Origin of the sequence: Ruminococcus sp. AF31-8BH, from assembly GCF_003460605.1 — a bacterium.
In the GTDB taxonomy this organism is placed as follows: Bacteria; Bacillota; Clostridia; order Lachnospirales; family Lachnospiraceae; genus Blautia_A; species Blautia_A acetigignens.
Window position 1 is genome coordinate 148,139 of record NZ_QTVN01000003.1, and the last position, 19,104, is coordinate 167,242.

The window sequence follows — 19,104 nt, forward strand, 5'->3', positions numbered from 1 at the left end:
TCTCCTTTGCAGGTTTATTGCTGCTGATCTTATTTTACCTTCACCACATACTCTCCATTCTCTACATCCAACACCAGTGTATCTCCTGTGTGGACTTCACCGGAAAGAATCTTACGAGCAGTCAAAGTCTCCACATATTTCTGCAGATAACGCTTCAGTGGTCTTGCACCGTAAACCGGATCATAACCATTGTCGATTACATCTTTCTTGGCTGCATCTGTAAGCTCCAGGGAAAGTTCCTGATCAGCAAGACGGTCATTGAGTTCCTTCACCATCAGGTCAACGATACTACCGATGTTATCTTTTGTCAATGGCTTAAACATAATGATCTCATCCAGACGGTTGAGGAATTCCGGGCGGAAATGTCCGCGCAAATCATCCATAACCTCTTTCTGAGCTTCTTCTTTAATCTCACCATTCTCATCAATACCATCCAGAAGATACGGAGATCCGATATTGGAGGTCATGATCAGAATTGTATTTTTGAAATCTACGGTACGACCCTGGGAATCTGTGATACGTCCGTCATCCAAAACCTGAAGAAGTACATTAAATACATCCGGATGTGCCTTCTCGATTTCATCAAAAAGAACTACACTGTATGGTTTACGACGAACGGCTTCTGTCAGCTGTCCGCCTTCTTCATATCCAACATATCCCGGAGGCGCTCCGATCAGTCTGGATACAGAATATTTCTCCATGTACTCACTCATATCAATACGAACCATATTCTGCTCATCATCAAACAGGGTCTGTGCCAGGGTCTTGGCAAGCTCTGTTTTACCAACACCGGTTGGTCCAAGGAACAGGAAGGAACCGATTGGCTTCGTCGGGTCTTTGATTCCGGCTTTGGAGCGAAGAATGGCATCTGTAACACGGCGGACACCTTCATCCTGTCCGATTACACGTTTGTGAAGTTCATCCTCCAGGTGAAGAAGCTTTGCACGCTCTCCTTCTGTCAGTCTTGCAACCGGAATTCCGGTCCAGCGGGAAATAATACGGGCTATCTCATCATCGGTAACTACCTCATGAACAAGGCTTCTGTCACTTTCCTTAGTATTTCGCTCTTCAATTTCAAGCTGCTGCTGTAATTTAGGCAACTCTCCATATTGCAGCTCGGAAGCTTTCTCCAGATCATAATTCTGTCTTGCAATCTGAATCTGCTTATTCATATCCTCAATCTGTTCACGAAGCTTCTGAAGCTTCTCTACAGAATGCTTTTCATTTTCCCACTGGGCTTTCTGGGCATTAAAGGAATCCTGCATTTCTGCAAGCTCCTTCTGAAGCTCCTCCAATCGTTCTTTGCTTAAGTTATCCGTTTCTTTTTTCAGGGAAAGCTCTTCCATTTTCATCTGATCGATTTTACGGCGCTGCTCATCCAGCTCGGTAGGCATAGAATCCAGTTCTGTTTTAATGAGCGCGCAGGCTTCATCTACCAGATCGATGGCCTTATCCGGAAGGAAACGGTCTGTAATGTAACGGTGTGAAAGAGTTGCTGCTGCCACAAGGGCACTGTCTGTAATCTTAACACCATGGAATACTTCATAGCGTTCTCTCAGTCCTCGAAGAATAGAAATAGTATCTTCTACAGATGGCTCATCTACCATAACTGGCTGGAAACGACGCTCCAGGGCTGCATCCTTTTCAATATACTGACGATACTCATCCAGAGTAGTTGCGCCGATACAATGAAGCTCACCACGTGCAAGCATTGGCTTAAGCATGTTGCTGGCATCCATGGCACCATCTGTTTTACCTGCGCCCACAATAAGATGAAGCTCATCAATAAACAGGATAATCTGACCTTCGCTTTTCTTAACTTCTTCCAACACAGCCTTCAGACGTTCCTCAAATTCGCCTCGATATTTAGCTCCGGCTACCAGAGCTCCCATATCCAGAGCAAAAATTTTCTTGTCCTTCAGTGCTTCCGGCACATCTCCTGCCACGATTCGCTGGGCAAGACCTTCTACGGCTGCAGTTTTACCAACGCCAGGCTCACCAATGAGAACCGGGTTGTTCTTGGTCTTACGGGAAAGGATTCGGATCACATTACGGATCTCGCTGTCTCTTCCGATAACCGGATCAAGCTTCTGGCTTCTGGCTTTCTCTACCAGGTCTTCACCATATTTATTCAGAGTATCATAGGTTGCCTCCGGATTGTCGCTTACCACACGCTGATTTCCACGGACTGTGGAAAGTGCCTGTAAGAAGCGCTCCCTGGTGATGCCGAATTCGCTCCAGATTTTCTTCATGCTGGGGCTTGGATATTTCAAGAGGGCAAGGAACAGATGCTCTACAGATACGTATTCATCTCCCATTGCCTTGGCTTCGTCTTCTGCATTTACAAGTGCTTTATTCAAATACTGTCCGAATCTAAGTTCACCACCGGATACCTTGACTTTGGCGTCCAGAGCGTTCTTTACTGTGTTCAGGAAGTATTCCTTATTTATTTCCATTTTCTCAATAAGCTTGAGAATCAGGCTGTCCTCCTGGGTCAGGAGGGTATATAACAAATGTTCCTGTTCAATTTCCTGGTTGCCATATTCGTAAGCAACCTTTTCCAGATCCTGAACTGCCTGTACAGATTTCTGTGTAAATTTGCTGATGTTCATAGGCTCTCCTCCTTCAGCTTATATATACAAATGCGCAGCCTGCGCGGCTCTTTAAAAAAGTAACTCGCGTGGGGCTGCGCTTGTAAGTGTTTCCTCATTACAGTTATTAATATAGCGCTTATTGTTAGCACTGTCAAGAGGTGAGTGCTAATTATTTTGTGAAGAATTTGTGAAGCCTTGATTTTACGACACCGACTTCCACCGGTCTATACCACAACAGTCATATTTTCATGACTCACGCCTTGCTTCGCTCACAATATTCTATTTTCATTAGTTATCTGCCAGATTGATTACTGGCAATCCTTATACATAAATCAACTCTTTCAGGATAATCTCCTCCGCAATCGCTCTGTGCTGATTAGTGGCTCTTACCCATGCCATTTGATCTGCTTTCTGAAGGTGTTCTCCAATTATATCCTGTAAAAGCATCACCTGATAGGTTGAATTTCAATGGTTCTTCAGATAATCTCTGCGAAGAAAACCATACTTGCCAGGTTGCTCCATCTGCTCACCGTATTTATAGGTGAGATCCGGAATTTCATTTTCCACATAAATTCATGCCATTATGTCAAATATCAAACATTTCCCTGCAAATCATTTTTCCACATGCTGTTTTAAAAATACTATGATAAGCTTTTAAAGCAGCTTCTTTCGTCAAACCATCCTCCATGATATTTACCAAAAAATCAGCCTCTACCAATATCTGATAATCAATTTCATTAATATTATTATATGTGTGATGATGTGCGATCAAATACTGAACACGATCAGATATCTCTTGATCAAATCCTAATTTTTTAAGCAGTCTTTCTGCTATTGCAGGACCTTCTTGTTCCTGTAATTTACCATTACAATTTCCATATTTTTCTTCACAAAAATGAATTCCAATATCATGTGTCAAAGCTGCTGCTTCAATAGTAAACAAACATTTCTTATCTACATTTTCCGTTTCTGCTATTAACTTTGCATAACTATGCACTTTGCAGAAATGCTGAATTCTCTTTGCATCTCCTCTATATAATTCGATCATTGCCAAATGTAATTTATTTATCATCTAAAGCTCCTCCCCGTATCATCACAAACATTTAATTCAAAATGCTTTCTATTGGTTTTTATTATTTTTTCTTTTTGTAACTTCGATATCTCCGTAGACATTGCCGCGCGGTCAATACAAAGATAATCAGCCAGCTGCTGTCGGTCAAAAGGAATGTCAAATTTGACAAAATATTCCGATGTCCCCAAAGGTCTTCCTGAATAACAAGAACACAGCCGGATACCACAAGTCCCATTACTTCTGTAGAATCTCCAGCTCTGAAAATATAAGAATCTCGTTCTTTGGAAATTATTGCTGCATTTACGCAGTGCAGTATAGATATTATCTCGTTATCAGAAAGACCTTTAAAGAAAGGACTGTTTCTTAGAATTGGTAAATATTTTTTCAATATCATTTCTCCTGTTAGAAATCAAACATACAAGTTGTATTTATCATACTATAATTCTAACAGAAGTAAAAGGCAAAAGTATTATATTTTTAATTCAGATAGCTGCTTTGATTCTTTTCATTATAGCTACCTCTCTTTCATTTTACAGATACTCCACATAAAAAAGGGATCCTTCACTCAGTAAATTTGAATGAAATGATCCCTGATTTTCATGTAAATTGTACTTGGTTTTACATTACTTATTATACTTTATTTTTAAAAAAATGTAAGCAGTTTTTATTTTTTATTCTCTATGCTTCTGCAATTACACATTATCAGTTATTTTTTCCAGCTGCGCCAAGATAAGCAATTGCCAATATAACGGTTATTGTTTCGCTAATCAGGAAACTCCACCATACCCTGTCTCTGGATTTTTATAAAAATCTTCGGCATTTCACATAGCTGGTATTCATTCTGGATTGCAGAAATCATTGCCTGCATTTACAGTTACTGCACGTCTCATAAATTATTAAAAACAATTTCACAAGAATGAATGTAAGAGGGCATGAATCTGATAGTAGATTCACGCCCTCTTACAAGTTATTTACAACATTCCATAATTATCTTCTCACATCTGTCATATCCTAATTGTGAGCTATTCAGGCACAACGTGTAATTGCTGGCTTTTCCCCAGTTCTGATCTGTGTAAAAATTATAATTTGTCTTGCGCCTTTTATCTGTATCCTCCATCATTTTGACAGCTTTCTGCTTTTCTACATTATATAAATCTGTGATGCGCTGTATTTTTTCCGGCATATCCCCATGAATAAATACATTCAGCACATCATCCCGGTCTTTCAAAATGTAATCAGCATTTCTTCCAATGATCACACAAGGCTCCTTCTTGGCCAAATCCAGAATAACCTTTCTCTGTGCCTCATATACCATATCTTCTACAGATTTTCCTGTAATGTCGCGTCCGGCAAGTGCATATGCAAATAATCCTTTCTTCGGAGATAATTCTGCATTTTCCTGAATATATTCCGGAGACAGACCGGACTTTTCTGCAATCTGGCTGATAATATTTTTATCATAATAGGCAATTCCAAGCTTCCTGGCAACTTCTTCCCCGATAAAGCGTCCACCGCTTCCGAATTCTCTGCTGATTGTAATGATTCTTTTTGCCATCTCTGAACCCTCCTTAATTTAAAGCATCAACCTTATTTTTTCTGATTTTCTTTAAAAATACATATCCTACAAAGCATGAAATTATTTCAGTAATCGGAAATGCCCACCAGATCAGTGAGACTCCCATCTGGCCATTTCTGGCAAATACAGAAAAGATTCCAGCCAGTGGCAGAATAATAATAAGCTGTCTCAAAAGCGAAATAACCAGTGATTCCAAGCCGCCATTCAAGGCCTGATAGATTCCCTGATAAGCAATGTTAATTCCGGCAAACAGAAAGCTTACTGAAATTACTCTCATGGCACTGATAAAATATTCTCTTGACTGTCCCGCATTAAACAGAGTTGCAAATGCTCCCGGAAAAATCTCTGTGATTGCAATTCCTAAAATCATCAATACAACGGTATAAAGCAGACCATATTTGATTCCATCTCGAATTCTCTTTTTACTTCTCATTCCATACGCGAATGCAATAATCGGGGTAATCGCATCTCGCAGCCCAAAAGCAAGAAAGAGAACAAACTGCTGAATCTTATAGAATAATCCATAGGCAGTCTGTGCTGACGGATTAAACTTCAGAATCAAATTCATCACATAAACCATAATGGACATCAGAGCCTGAGCAATAATTGCCGGAAGTCCGATTGCATAGATTTCTTTTATAATGCCAGTATCCGGTTTCATGTATTTCGCCCCATGCTCAAATTCCTTATTCAGTTTGATATGAAAGATAAACAGCAATACTGCGGATGCAACCTGACCGATTACAGTTGCGTAGGCTGCACCTTTCACTCCCATTTCAGGACAAGGTCCGATACCATAGATCATAATCGGATCAAGGATAATATTTACAACCGCGCCAACTACCTGTCCGATCGTTGAATATAGAGAACGGCCTGTTGCCTGTAATAGCTTTTCAAACAGTGAAAAGAAAATAATACCAAAGGAAATCACACAGCATATTCTCAGATAGCTGACTCCCATTTCAAGTACTTTGGCATCAACGGTCTGTGATGCGATGTATGCTTTCACGCCAAAAATGCCAAACAATAAACAAACTACATAAATAATTACGCCAAGAAACAAACTGTTTCCTGCTACCTTTGCAGCTTTTTTGCTGTTTTCCTGCCCAAGTGTCCTTGCAAGAAGTGCATTGGTTCCTACACCTGTTCCGATTCCTACTGCTACCATAAGCATCTGCACTGGAAATACCAGGGTCAGGGCATTTAATGCTGCTTCACTGCCAACTTTCATATTTCCTACAAATGCACTGTCTACAATGTTGTAAACTGCCTGCAATGCCATGGATAAGATCATTGGGATTCCCATCTGGACCATCAGCTTATTCACCGGCATTTCTTTCATCTTGTTACTTTCTGCCATTTTGTTTTAGCTCCTCTCTTTTTTGGCACAAAAAAAGTGTGCACCTTGTCTCATAAGCTGGACTTACGCTGACAAGCTACACACTTTTTCATGGCAAATATTTATTTTAACCAAAAACGAGCAGCAGAAAACTGGATTTACGCTTGCCTGCTACTCGTTTGTTATTATTATATTTCCAATTTTTACAAAAGTCAAACAAAATCTTTGCGCTTTATGAAAATCCCTTCCAAATATTGACCCTGTGAGGGTATCGTGGTATCTTATTTTTACAAAACATTTTACCAAAACTTATATGTTTTGCAGGGAGGATTTGATTTGAAAAAGTTAACTCTTATTGTGCCATGTTTCAATGAACAGGAAGCATTGCCTTTTTTCTATAAAGAAGCAATATCTGTATTAAAAAATCTCAATTATGAATATGAATTATTATTTATCAACGATGGCTCGAAAGACAATACTTTGAATATCCTGAAGGATTTTGCAGACAGGGATGCCTGTGTGAAATATATTTCATTTTCAAGAAATTTTGGAAAAGAAGCCGCTATGTATGCCGGATTTTGTAATGCCACCGGGGATTATGTTGCAATCATGGATGCAGATATGCAGGATCCGCCAGATCTGCTGCCCGAGATGCTGAAGCTGATCGAATCGGGAAAATATGACAGCGTGGCCACAAGGCGTGTCAGCCGTGAGGGCGAGCCGCCAATAAGATCCTGGTTTGCCAGAAGATTCTATTCCCTGATCAATAAGATCTCCGATGCAGACATTGTAGATGGAGCCAGAGATTTCCGTCTTATGCGCCGGGAAATGGTGGATGCGATTGTTGCAATGGGAGAAACCAATCGATTTTCCAAGGGCATCTTCGGATGGATCGGGTTCCGTACATACTGGCTGCCATATGAAAACCGGGAACGGGTAGCCGGAACTACCAAGTGGAATTTCTGGGGCTTATGCAAATATGCAATTGATGGAATTATCAACTTCTCTGAGGCTCCTTTAAGCATCGCTTCCTGGTTCGGTATTATAATGACTGCAATTGCTTTTATTTTTTTGCTCTTTATTGTTGTGAGACGTCTGGTTTACGGAGATCCTGTGGCTGGCTGGGCTTCCACAATCTGCATAATTGTGTTTATTGGCGGAATTCAGCTGTTCTGCATGGGAGTTATGGGACAGTATATTGCCAAAAATTATTCTGAAAGCAAGCACAGGCCCCATTACATCGTATCAGAGACAAATAAGCCTGATGCTGAAAAGATCAAATAAGAATGAAATACGGTTATTTTAAAATGGAGGATGAAATTTTGTCACAAAAGAAAAGTATCTGGAAAAAATTACTGCCCTATTTTATGACGGGAATGCTCACTGGGATAACGCTTATTATTATGCTTTATGCGTTAAAGATTTATCCCTTTGGCGATAAAGCATATCTGTGGGCCGATGCGGATCAATATTTTGGTATAGAGAGTTACTTTGGAAGTCTCCTTGGAAAAAATGATATTTTTTATTCCTGGGGCAATGTGTTAGGTGGAAATGCATTGGCGGAATTAGCCTATTATTCCTTCAGCCCCTTCAACGTAATCTTTATCCTTTTTCATGACCACATGATATTTGCCGCACATTTTGTTGCTTATATCAAAATCATCGCAAGTGCTCTGGCATTCTGCTACTGTCTGTTAAGCACCTATGATGAAAAAAATATCCTAATAAAAGCTACCTTATCTACCTGCTACGCTTTTATGGGATATATGGTCTTTTATGGATGGAATACTTCCTTGATGGACGGCGTGATCCTGCTTCCCCTCATGTATGTGGGCATTCGGAAAATCATCCAAAACAAGAATATATTTCTGTATGTTTTTTCACTGGCAGTTGCTGTCATTTCTAATTTTTATATTGGCTTTATGCTGTGCATAGGCTCCTTTATCCTTTATGTGGTACAGCTGTTATTATCTGATGGAAAATTCGCAGACAATATCAAAAAATCTTTTATAAAATATATGTTTGCTTCCCTGGTTGGAGTTGGAATCAGTGCCTTTTTATTGATTCCCACTTATCTTGGCCTGCCATCCGACAGAAGCCTAACGATTTTTGATCTGTTCAAAGATATGAGTTTTAATACAACTCCTGCTGAAATATTGTCAGGATTATTTACCGGACAAAGCAATACGTTGAAAGAGAATGCTCCTTTGATTTATGTCGGCATGTTTGTTCTGATTTTGGATATCCTGTTTTTCATAAATAAGAAAATTTCTTTCAGGAAAAAAGCTGTTTACTCTGCTGTCATCCTGATTTTCTTTATCAGTTTTGAAAACAGTTTTATCAATCAGATCTGGCATGGCCTGAGTAAAAATCATTGGTTTAACTACAGATATTCCTTCCTGCTCAGTTTTGTTCTTTTGCTTATTGCATGGGAAACATGCCAGGTATTAAAAGAAGAATTGCCTCCAAAAGAAGATCTGTTGAAAGCAGTCCTGATTCTGGGAGTGATTCTGGCATTTGTGATTCAGAATGCTTCCGACAAAATAAATATCCTGGGAATCTCTCTGGATATTCTTTTGATCCTGATATTTATAACCGCATTTTCTCTGAAGAATCTGCGGGTAAGAAAAGCCACGGCAGCCATTTTGTCTTGCGGCGTCGTAGTTTCTCTGGCATGCAACGGATATTTTTACCTGAAAGACGTCCGCATGCAGTCCTGCAATACCTATGGAACCAATAAGGCAATGATGGAAAACGCCACAGAAACAATCAATGATGATTCCTTCTATCGCATGGATAAAAGCTTTTCCCTTGGACGCTGTGACGCCAATTTATTCGATTATAACGGTGTCTCAAACTATGCCTCTACCGAAAATGTAGAAAATTTAAAATTCCTGAAAAAATTAGGTGTCAGACATAAGTGGATGTGGGCAAAATATACCACCAATACCCCGCTTGCAACAGAGGCATTATTAGGTTTCCGATACATTCTGACAAACAGGGAAAATGCAAAGGGATACGAAGCAATTGGAGAAGGGGATGGTATCAAATATTACAGGAACCAATATGCATTGCCTGTATTGTTCCCTGTAAATGATTTCGAAAACTTTGATCTGGATGAACTGAACGATTTCCAGCTGCTGAATCAAATCTGGGCATCCATAAACGGATTGCAAGAGGATATATTTACTCCAAATACCGTTAGCAATACCTCCCACGATGGTGAAAATCAGTTAACTGTCACAGTAGAAAATGCAGGTTCTTTATATTTGCTGATTCCAACCAGATCCTCCTATACTTCTTTTAAAGTAACTGGAGCCAGAAGAGAAAGGGAAATCCGTTATGACGATGCTTCTGAAGTATATTATATTGGAGAATTTGACCGTGGCGAATCTTTAGATATTTCTTTTGCAGCAAAGGACGGAAATTTTGACTTGGACAGTATTTCCTGTTATACAGAAAACAAAGATATCATCTACCAGAATTCACAGCTGGTGAACCAGCAGAATCTTTCAATAGAGGAGAAAAGCAGTTCCCATCTGATAATGTCCTATTCCGATAAAAGCAGCAATATTGCAACCACAATCCCTTATGACGAAGGATGGACCGTTTATGATAATGGAAAAAAACTGACCATTGAAAAGAACTGGAATAACTTTTTGGCCTTCCAATTAGATGACGCAGACGAGCATAATATAGAACTAGTTTACAGACCAACCGGATTCGGTATTGGAAGTAAGATAACCATTTTCTCTATTGTACTGCTGATCTTATTTGAGATTCTGAATTTGAACACTATAAAAAACAGACTTAGGAAAAAGCGTGCATAATGTCATGAGCATGAAAAAAGCGGTCCAGCATAAAGCTGGCCGCTTTTTCATGCAGAGAAATTACTCTGCAAATATTCTCTCTTTCGCACTCTCCACATCAGAAGCTTCGGTCAGTGCTTGGAAGCTCTGCGGGGTTGTATCTTCATTGAACTGCTTGATTATCTGCATCAGGTCATCGCAGCTGTAGGCGTTTTCGTAGATGCCGGTGGCGTAGCTGTACAGTTCGATGTATTCGTCCTCTGTTTTCGCTGTCCAGAGGTTCTGGTACAGACGTACAGCTTCACCGTCTTCCTCTACTGCGTCCGGATTTCCGGTGATCGCGTTGTAGATCATGGCAAATGCCGGGCCTGCCATGGAAGCGTATTTTCCGCGAACATAATCGATTGGTGTATTTCCAAAGGAATCCTTTTCCTGGAACACTTCGAAGTTCTGCTCAGAAAAGCTGTCGATGGCACCAACCATAATGTTGCTGTTCTGCTCTTTTTCTTTCTCCGAAATCTTATCCAGATAAGAAGCTGCATGGAAGGCACTCATAAGGGTATCGCAATCTCCTGCTGCAAATGCTGTTTCCAGATTTGCAAGACCAGCTCCATCCATCTCCGTATATCCTGGGCAGATGGTCACATGCAGGTTTCCCTCTTTATCTGAAAGCTGGATCACTTCGTCTGTCATGGAAAGTGCTTCCGCATCTATTGTACGAGCATCCTTTGTAAGCACAAGGCCAGCCTTCTCTTCCAGCGTGTTCAGCATTCCCCAGGTTCTTACCTGATGGAGACGGTTGCCGGAAGCAGCCCCGCCAGACATGATCACAATGTTCCTGGCACCTTTTTCCAAGAAAAACTCTGCCATGTCGCAGCCGGCCTGATAAACGGTTTCCAGATCCGGGCCTACACTTCCCATGTACCACGGGTTGTCCTTGATTGCCTCATAGTTCTCATCGCTTACGGTATTGGAACCAAGTGCGTAGTAGATTTCCTCTTTCTCGCAGGTTTTGATCACATCCTGAAGCCCGTCTGCATATCCGGCAAAGGAAATGATTCCCTCCGCGCCTTCTGCCTTGGCTTCCGTGATAAATGCTTTCTCCGCTTCAGAGTCTGCAACCTTTCCTGAGAAAATAAATTTCACAGGAAAACCTTCCTCAATATAATCCCGGTAATAATCTGCAAACATTTCCATCTCTGCAGAATCCGGATCATACAGGATAACACCGATGGTATGAACATCACCCTCTGCGTAATTTCCGGTATCGGCAAATACAGTGCTCTGCGTTCCAAATAAAAGTGCTGTACTCATCATCAGAGTGAGTATTTTTTTCATCATACTATCTGCCTCCCTCTGCCTGATTTTGCATGCTCTCTACATAGAAGCAGGCTACTTCATGTCCCGGTGCGATTTCCTTAAGCTTCGGCATTTCCTTCTTGCACTTCTCAGTGCAATGCTCGCAGCGATTCTGGAAGGGACAGCCAACCGGCACATCAAGAGGGCTTGGAGCCTCGCTCTCAATACTCTCAATCTTCTTAGTCGGATCCATATGCACAGAGAACTGTGCGCCAACCAGTGCCTTTGTGTACGGATGTACGGCATGGCTGGAAACGTCCTCTCCAGGAATGGTCTCCACAATATGTCCCAGATACATAACCGCGATCTGGTGTGCAAAGGAACGGATCAGTGCCAGGTCATGACAGATAAAGATCATGCAGATGTTCTTCTCTTTCTGCAGGCGAACCAGAAGCTCAATCACAGATTCCTGTACGGAAACGTCCAGTGCAGAGGTTGCCTCGTCGCAGACCAGAATCTCCGGCTCCAGGGAAAGAGCTCTGGCGATACTGATCCTCTGACGCTGTCCGCCGCTCATGTTGTGCGGATAACGGTCCACAAAATCCTCTGGAAGCTCAACCATGCGAAGAAGCTCTCTTGCCTTCGCGTTTCTTTCGCTTCTTTTGATCTTTTTGTAGTTCATCAGAGGCTCTGTGAGGATGTCCCCGATCTTCATCTTCGGATTAAAGGATGCCAGCGGATCCTGGAAAACCATCTGAAGGTTCTGGCGGTTTTCCCAGGTCTCTTTCTTTGAAAGTCCTGTGATGTTTTTGCCATGATAAAGAATCTCGCCGCTGGTGGGCTGATCCAGGGAAATTACCATGCGGACAAAAGTTGACTTTCCGCATCCGCTCTCTCCTACGATTCCAAGGGTACGGCCCTTGTACATAGTCAGGTTGATATCATTGCAGGCAGTTAAGGTTCTGCCGTGGGAAGCAGGGAACTGTTTTACAATATGCTTCGCCTGCATGACGATTTCAGGATTCTCAGACATATCGTTTTCCCTCCATTTCCGGAACTGCTTCCAAAAGTTTCTTCGTATAATCACTGGTTGGGTTGTTCAGAACCTCTTCTCTGGTTCCGTGATCCACTACCTTGCCGTGATGCATGACGATCAGCTGGTCTGCCATATAGGCAGCTACGCCGATGTTATGGGTAACGATAATGATTCCGGTTCCAAAATCATCCCGAAGCTCCATCATCTGACGGACAATCTGTGCCTGTGTGGTTACATCCAAAGCACTGGTAGGCTCATCTGCCAGAAGAAGTTCCGGATTAAATGTCATGGCCATCGCGATTCCCACACGCTGACGCATACCGCCGGACAGCTGATACGGATAGCTGTTCATGATATTCTCAGCATCCGGGAGACGCATTTTGGTCAGCATGGAAACAGCTTTGTCCCATGCTTCCTTCTTGGTCATTGACTGGTGTGTACGAATATATTCTACATATTGGCTGCCGATCTTACGGATCGGATTCAGGGTTCCTCCGCAGTCCTGAAAGATCATGGACATTTTGCTGCCGCGGATCTTTCTCCAGTCGCTTTTGGAATTTTTCAGAAGAGATTCTCCATGATAGAGAATGTCACCACTGGTGACCCTGCCAGCTCCGGAAAGTGCTCCCAGAACGGCACGGATCACAGTAGTTTTTCCACTTCCACTCTCACCTACCACGCTGATGATCTCCCCCTTTTTCATGGAAAGGTTGAAATGCTCGATGGTAGGTGCCTGATTTCCATACTGTACAGCCAGATCTTTAATTTCCAGCATATAACAGACTCCTTTATTACTCCGCAATCTTCATGTCAGCAGTTACCCAGTAGTAATCCATTGGATACATTACAAGTCCTTCTACGGTAGATTTGGAAATAAGGAAGGTATTCTCATACCCGAAGAATACAGTTGCCGCATCATCCATGATTGCCTGCTGGATCTTCACGATCAGCTCTTTTCTTGCCTCTGCATCGATAGTAGAAGCCAGTTCATCCAGCCATGCATCTACATCTGCATTGGAATATCCTGCAGTGTTGTTTGCAGATGTGCTGTACCAGTTCTCACGAAGGTAGTTTTCCGGGTCACCGGTGTTTGCAACCAATACGTTCCAGATCAGAAGGTCATACTGGGAGGAATCACGACGGTCAAGAAGGGTCTCATAGGATACGCAGTCAAGCTTAATGTTGATTCCGATTTCTTTTAAGCTTGCCTGTGCTGCCTGCGCGTATACGCCAAGCTCTGCACGACTGTCATAGTATACAAAGGTAAGCTCTACTTTATTTCCGTCTGGATCTTCTACATATCCGTCACCGTCTACATCCTCATATCCGGCATCTGCAAGAACCTGCTTTGCTCCGTCTGGATCGTAAGCATTCTCATCGTTCAGTTCCTCATATCCATAGTCCAGTGTTGGCGGTACCGGAGCTTTTCCTGGTGTTGCGCCGCCCTCAAGAAGAATGCTGGTGTAGGTCTCTTTGTCAAGTCCGCGGAGAACTGCCTGACGAAGTGCAAGATCCCCAAGTGCTCCGTTCTGGTTCATAAATGCATAGGTAGAACGAAGAGATTCCAGAGACTGAATATTGTAGTTGTCGTTTCCGTCAAACTCGAAAACGTTCTCTGTCTTTAAGTTGTAAGCAACATCGATCTCGCCGGACTGAAGTGCCATGGAACGTGTTGTCTGGTCTCCGATAATACGAAGAGTTACACTGTCATTGGGAACCTCGCCGTCCCAGTAATACTCGTTTCGTACAACAACTGTATCTCCGGACGGATCAAAGGACTGGAATGCATACGGGCCTGTGCAGACCGGGCCTTCCATTGCGATGTTGGAGTTGTCAATGCTTGTGTCCATGATCAGGAAAAGCGGGTCAGCCAGGCATCCTGCCATATTTGCGTTTGCTCTGTTCAGGTTGAATGTGATGTTCTGTCCGTCAACCTCAATGCTGTCAATGTCAAAGAACTCCGGTACACGGTTTGACATTTCCATAGTACGCTCCAGGGATGCTTTTACAAGCTCTGGTGTCATATCGTTGCCATTTGAGAATTTAACGCCCTCACGAATGGTAAATGTCCATGTTTTTCCATCTTCACTGTTGGTCCACTCTGTTGCAAGACATGGTACCATGTTTCCTTCCTCGTCAAACTTGGTAAGTCCCTGTCCAACACCGTAACGGGAAATTACCCAGCTGAAATACTGCTCTGTTGGTTCCAGTGTATCAGCAAAGCTTGTTACACCGATTGTCATGATATTTCCATCTGCAAATACGAAAGTAGCCGGGATCATTGCCATTGCCATAAGTCCTGCCAGTGCTGCTGCACATACTTTTTTTGCGATTCTGTTTTTCATATACTTTTTCTCCTTTATCAGTCCTGTCTCGGATCCAGAATATCTCGGATACTGTCACCAAGCATGTTAAAAATGATTACTACGATTACGATGGCGATACCCGGTGCGATCATCAGCCACGGTGCTTTTGCCATATAAGTTCTTCCTTCGTTCAGCATCAGTCCCCACTCCGGTGTCGGTGCTACTGCTCCGAATCCCAGGAAGGAAAGAGATGCAAGTTCCAGCATCATGGTACCCATATCTGCCGCTGCTGTTACTGTCATAGTCGTCAGCATGTTGGGGAGGATATGCTTCCACAAAATTTTGAATGTACTGGTGCCGTTTACCACAGCCGCTTCCACATACAGATTACGTTTTACTTTCAGGACCATACTTCTTGCCAGACGGGCATATTTTGTCCAGCTTACGGCTGTGATGGCGATGACTCCGTTTCTAAGGCTTGGGCCAAGCATACCTGCGATTGCGATTGCCAGGATCATTCCAGGGAAAGAGATCATCATATCTGCGATTCGCATGATCACCTGATCGATCCAGCCGCCGAAGTATCCTGCAATAATTCCAAGCAGTGTACCTACAACAAAAATAGTTGCTACCAGGATCAGGGTGGATACCAGAGAGGTTCTGGTACCATAGATCACACGGGAAAGAATGTCTCGTCCCAGTTTGTCAGCGCCAAGGGGATATTCTGCACATGGGGCTTTCAGAGAATCCACCATCACTGCATCCAGCGGATCCTTTGGTGCGATCCAGGGAGCAAAAACAGCTACGCCTACAACCGCAAGCGCCAGAATAAAGAATACGGTAAACTGTTTATGAGCTAAGAAAAAATTCTGCTTTTTCACTTTACTTAACCTCCTTTATTCTCGGATCCAGATAAGTATAGGAAAGGTCAACGATAATGTTGATCACCATATACATAATCGCGATCATCAGTACATAAGCCTGCACCATCGGATAGTCACGACAGGCGATTGCCTTGATCGCCATGCTTCCCATTCCAGGCCAGTTGTAGATGATCTCAACAACTGCAGTTCCACCAAGCAGGGAGCCAAGGGAAAGACCAAGAAGGGTAACGATTGGGAGCATTGCATTTGGGAGCACATGTCTCCAGAGGATCACGCTTTCCTTGATTCCTCTCATTCTTGCTCCGATAACATAGTCCTGTCTTAATTCCTCCAGCACTGCGTTTCGCACCTGTCTGGTGTATTTCGCAGACATGGAAAGAGCCAGGGTTACGGAGGGCAGGATCATGGTCTTGAAATCGGTAGTACCTCCGGCTACGTTGACCCAGCGAAGCTGTACTCCGAAGATGCTAAGAAGGATCAGACCGATCCAGAAGCTTGGAATGGATACCCCGAAGAAGGTAATTCCGCGGATGAGATAATCCGGCCACTTATTCTGATACACCGCGGAAAGGATTCCGCATGGTATGGAGAATAAGATCATCAAAAGAAGGGCAAACAGTGACATCTGAAGGGTTGGCCAGAAGCATTTCATCAGTTTTTCAGTTACGGGAACTTTAAATGCATAGGATGTTCCCATGTCTCCGGTCAGAACTCCTTTTACCCAGGAGCCGTACTGTACCAGAAACGGTCGGTCAAGGCCCAGTTCATGTCTTGTCTGTTCCAGAAGTTCCGGTGTAGGCAGGTTGCCACACTCTGTCAGCATGATTTCTGCCGGGTCACCAGGAGAAAGATAAGTAAGTCCGAATGTAAAGAAACTTACACCGATCAGAACAATCAGAATCTGCAGAAGCCTTTTTCCAATTTGTTTTTTTGACATTTTCTCTCCTTCCTACATGTTGGAGGTTTTTCGCCGGATCTGATTCAGTTTTCGCAAAAAAAGGCAGGGGGAATGATACGCTTTCGAAAAAAAGCGCAGAAAAAAACAACACCCGCAGAAATTACGGATGTCATTGCACACAAAAAAACCATGCTTCCTATCTACCGTAAGAATCATATCAAATCATTTATAAGCAGGTCTCCTGACTTAAGATCCTCGCTCCAGAACCCCTTCCCAGACTGACAACTGTCCATCCAGTGAGATTATGTTCTGCAGCTCCCTATCACAGTGACGGGATCGTACCGGAATTACACCGATTTCCCTTTTAATCCATGTGCAGACATTTGCACAGGAACTTACAAAGGCTGGTTCAAAACCAACAAATGTTATCTAATTTTCCTTATAAGAATAGCTTATATTGGGAATCTTGTCCAGAAAATTTTTTTCACAGATTGTATTTTTTTGAAAACAAAGGGGAATCAATCGTTCCCCCCAAATTGTCAGTTCAATGCTTCCTCAACGCATTCTTCAATATCGTCAATAATAAATTTCCGCATAAATTCCAGATGTTTTCCAAATAATCTTGCAATAAAGCCTACCAGCAGAGCTGCGATAATGGTACCTTCACGGACACCGTTTAATTTTCCCCAGAAAATAAAGAAAAGAATTCCTGCGATCACGGTCATGGAAGAATCAAATATGATCTTTGTGGTTCCAGATATACGCCAAATCCAAGCACGATGCAGCCTGCCAGAAGGGCAGCCAGCTTCATTGCATAATTTCCGGGATTTACCCAGAAAAACAGATATCTTTTTAACTTATTCATTTCTTTCCCCCTGTAAATTCGCATAGATTTTTCCATATACAGCCAAAAACTGCTGGAATTCTTCGGCAGAAACACCGGACAATGCCTTTTCTTCTATTTTGGCAAAAGCCTGGGTCACCAGCTGCTGTTTCTTCTTTCCCTCTTCTGTCATAAAGATATGGAAGCTGCGTCTGTTGCCGTTTAAAATCCGGCGCTCGATCAGCCCTTTCTCTTCCATCTTATTTAAAATAGTGGTAAGAGATCCAGCTTCCAAAAAGCAGGCTTTTGCGATTTCTTTCTGATTGCTGCCGTCATGGTCTTTCAAATAGTCAAGGATCTTGGGCTGCCCGATGGTAAGTCCGGTATCCTTAAGCTGTTCCAGCAAAGCTTTCTGGACAAGCATCTGGTTGGCCATAATCAGGTAGTGTAAGGTATCATCCATGGTTGGTTTCCTTTCTTCCGAATAGTTATAATTCAAACATTTTGAATTATAACTATCTTAGATCAGGATGTCAAGGGAAAACTGACAGCGATAAATTTTTCTTTTTGGGGGGAGCTAGAAAAAAACAACAGGGACAAAGTTTTGGATCTTGTCAGAAAACTCAGTCCCTGTTGGTTCGTTAATGAATTGCTTCATATAATTTCTTTATTTTGTCGGCCAGCTGCTGGAGAGTTTGGGCACGATGGGCGAAGATTCGAAGGACCAGGTCGCCGGTTGTCAGACGGGTAACTCCGCCGTCCGTGTCCGGTTCTTCGTCAAGAAGCTGCCAGATTTTTTCCTGTAATTCCAGATTGATTTCTTTATCTGTGCTGTCCTGTCCAGTATATATTTCTGAAAGAAAAAGATTGGCCATATGAGTGTATCCTTCGTACATTCCATTGCCTTCCATAGGCATTTTTTCCGGTTCGTAGCAGGTATTGTCCTGGTAGATCAGCTTTTCCCCTCTGTAAATCCGCACCCTGGAGGAAAATCTCCGATACTGGAAGCGCTCTTCATGAGCGTTTCTGCCGCAGGAAATCACTTCCAGCAAAAACAGCCGGGAGGTTTTATCCTCCAGACAAATGGTCATAGTGCTGTCAAATGCAGATCCAGAAAAGGGGATCACAGGCTGGGGATAATAGTACAGGATTGCATTTTGCTCCACCTGGATTTCAATGATACGAAAAGCAGATCCCTCGTCCATTTTATGGATTTTCTCAAAGGACTGGGACAAAACTTCCAGGTTCGCCCCTTCCTTCACATGATAGGAAAATTCCTGGGAATCCCCTGCCATAATTCCCGCAGACGCACAAAGGGGCATGATCTGAATACCGTCGTTTTCTTTCTCAAAGGGCACCATGATCTTGTACGGGGCGGTAAAGGATAAATCTTCCAGAATGGTTTTGCCGTCCCTGACTGCGGCACATGCCTGAATACGGGAAATTTTTCCGAATTTATTATCCATAC

General features: G+C 42.7%; 20 protein-coding genes and 1 riboswitch. Of the genes, 2 read left to right on the forward strand and 18 right to left on the reverse strand.

The annotated features are described in order from the left end of the window. Positions 1-29 precede the first annotated feature (29 nt). The 8 genes from clpB to DWZ38_RS05020 all read right to left on the reverse strand — a co-directional run bounded on the left by clpB (position 30) and on the right by DWZ38_RS05020 (position 6,602). Positions 30-2,612, reverse strand: a complete 2,583-nt coding sequence (gene clpB, locus DWZ38_RS04995) for an ATP-dependent chaperone ClpB (RefSeq protein ID WP_021924767.1) — start codon at positions 2,610-2,612, stop codon at positions 30-32. 303 nt (positions 2,613-2,915) lie between these two features. After that, on the reverse strand, positions 2,916-3,041 hold the full coding sequence (locus DWZ38_RS22690; RefSeq protein ID WP_243000160.1) for a TnpV protein: 126 nt from the start codon (positions 3,039-3,041) through the stop codon (positions 2,916-2,918). An 18-nt stretch (positions 3,042-3,059) separates the two neighbouring features. Then, positions 3,060-3,161, reverse strand: a complete 102-nt coding sequence (locus tag DWZ38_RS22695) for a TnpV protein (RefSeq protein ID WP_243000161.1) — start codon at positions 3,159-3,161, stop codon at positions 3,060-3,062. A 19-nt stretch (positions 3,162-3,180) separates the two neighbouring features. Then, a complete protein-coding gene (locus tag DWZ38_RS05005; protein ID WP_021924768.1) occupies positions 3,181-3,666 on the reverse strand; it encodes an HD domain-containing protein in 486 nt (161 codons plus the stop codon). Further along, positions 3,663-3,782, reverse strand: a complete 120-nt coding sequence (locus tag DWZ38_RS23320; RefSeq protein WP_347518955.1) for a hypothetical protein — start codon at positions 3,780-3,782, stop codon at positions 3,663-3,665. Before DWZ38_RS23320 ends, DWZ38_RS05005 begins: the two co-directional genes overlap by 4 nt. Next, positions 3,728-4,054, reverse strand: coding sequence for a hypothetical protein (locus DWZ38_RS05010; protein ID WP_021924769.1), 327 nt, complete (start codon positions 4,052-4,054; stop codon positions 3,728-3,730). Before DWZ38_RS05010 ends, DWZ38_RS23320 begins: the two co-directional genes overlap by 55 nt. A 579-nt stretch (positions 4,055-4,633) precedes the next feature. Next, on the reverse strand, positions 4,634-5,221 hold the full coding sequence (locus DWZ38_RS05015) for a cytidylate kinase-like family protein (RefSeq protein WP_117850615.1): 588 nt from the start codon (positions 5,219-5,221) through the stop codon (positions 4,634-4,636). Between the two features lie 13 nt (positions 5,222-5,234). After that, entirely contained in the window at positions 5,235-6,602 is a 1,368-nt protein-coding gene (locus tag DWZ38_RS05020) for an MATE family efflux transporter (RefSeq protein ID WP_117850617.1), read from the reverse strand. 315 nt (positions 6,603-6,917) lie between these two features. Between DWZ38_RS05020 and DWZ38_RS05025 the strand changes: the two genes are divergently transcribed. Further along, positions 6,918-7,865, forward strand: coding sequence for a glycosyltransferase family 2 protein (locus DWZ38_RS05025; RefSeq protein ID WP_117850620.1), 948 nt, complete (start codon positions 6,918-6,920; stop codon positions 7,863-7,865). A 38-nt stretch (positions 7,866-7,903) separates the two neighbouring features. After that, positions 7,904-10,411, forward strand: a complete 2,508-nt coding sequence (locus DWZ38_RS05030) for a YfhO family protein (protein WP_178105278.1) — start codon at positions 7,904-7,906, stop codon at positions 10,409-10,411. 60 nt (positions 10,412-10,471) lie between these two features. On the opposite strand, the gene DWZ38_RS05035 is transcribed toward DWZ38_RS05030, so the two are convergent. The 10 genes from DWZ38_RS05035 to DWZ38_RS05075 all read right to left on the reverse strand — a co-directional run bounded on the left by DWZ38_RS05035 (position 10,472) and on the right by DWZ38_RS05075 (position 19,102). Then, complete coding sequence (locus DWZ38_RS05035; protein ID WP_021925785.1) at positions 10,472-11,731, reverse strand: substrate-binding domain-containing protein; 1,260 nt, start codon at positions 11,729-11,731, stop codon at positions 10,472-10,474. Between the two features lies 1 nt (position 11,732). Then, entirely contained in the window at positions 11,733-12,722 is a 990-nt protein-coding gene (locus tag DWZ38_RS05040) for an oligopeptide/dipeptide ABC transporter ATP-binding protein (protein ID WP_021925786.1), read from the reverse strand. Further along, positions 12,715-13,500 carry an ABC transporter ATP-binding protein gene (locus tag DWZ38_RS05045; protein ID WP_021925787.1) on the reverse strand — a complete coding sequence of 262 codons (786 nt, stop codon included), beginning with the start codon at positions 13,498-13,500 and terminating at the stop codon, positions 12,715-12,717. The genes DWZ38_RS05040 and DWZ38_RS05045 overlap by 8 nt, the downstream gene beginning before the upstream one ends. A 16-nt stretch (positions 13,501-13,516) precedes the next feature. Further along, positions 13,517-15,070, reverse strand: a complete 1,554-nt coding sequence (locus DWZ38_RS05050; RefSeq protein WP_117850624.1) for an ABC transporter substrate-binding protein — start codon at positions 15,068-15,070, stop codon at positions 13,517-13,519. A gap of 17 nt (positions 15,071-15,087) precedes the next feature. After that, the gene (gene nikC / locus DWZ38_RS05055; RefSeq protein WP_021925789.1) at positions 15,088-15,912 is read right to left on the reverse strand and encodes a nickel transporter permease; all 825 of its coding nucleotides are present in this window, start codon (positions 15,910-15,912) and stop codon (positions 15,088-15,090) included. Position 15,913: 1 nt separating this feature from the next. Then, on the reverse strand, positions 15,914-16,852 hold the full coding sequence (nikB, locus tag DWZ38_RS05060) for a nickel ABC transporter permease (RefSeq protein ID WP_021925790.1): 939 nt from the start codon (positions 16,850-16,852) through the stop codon (positions 15,914-15,916). Between the two features lie 174 nt (positions 16,853-17,026). Continuing rightward, positions 17,027-17,227: riboswitch (cobalamin riboswitch) on the reverse strand. Between the two features lie 125 nt (positions 17,228-17,352). Continuing rightward, entirely contained in the window at positions 17,353-17,532 is a 180-nt protein-coding gene (locus DWZ38_RS22700; protein WP_243000162.1) for a hypothetical protein, read from the reverse strand. Between the two features lie 2 nt (positions 17,533-17,534). Next, a complete protein-coding gene (locus DWZ38_RS22705) occupies positions 17,535-17,678 on the reverse strand; it encodes a hypothetical protein (RefSeq protein WP_243000163.1) in 144 nt (47 codons plus the stop codon). Next, the gene (locus tag DWZ38_RS05070; RefSeq protein ID WP_021925793.1) at positions 17,671-18,099 is read right to left on the reverse strand and encodes a MarR family transcriptional regulator; all 429 of its coding nucleotides are present in this window, start codon (positions 18,097-18,099) and stop codon (positions 17,671-17,673) included. The genes DWZ38_RS22705 and DWZ38_RS05070 overlap by 8 nt, the downstream gene beginning before the upstream one ends. Positions 18,100-18,277: 178 nt before the next feature. Continuing rightward, positions 18,278-19,102, reverse strand: coding sequence for an urease accessory protein UreD (locus DWZ38_RS05075; protein ID WP_117850627.1), 825 nt, complete (start codon positions 19,100-19,102; stop codon positions 18,278-18,280). Positions 19,103-19,104 lie beyond the last annotated feature (2 nt).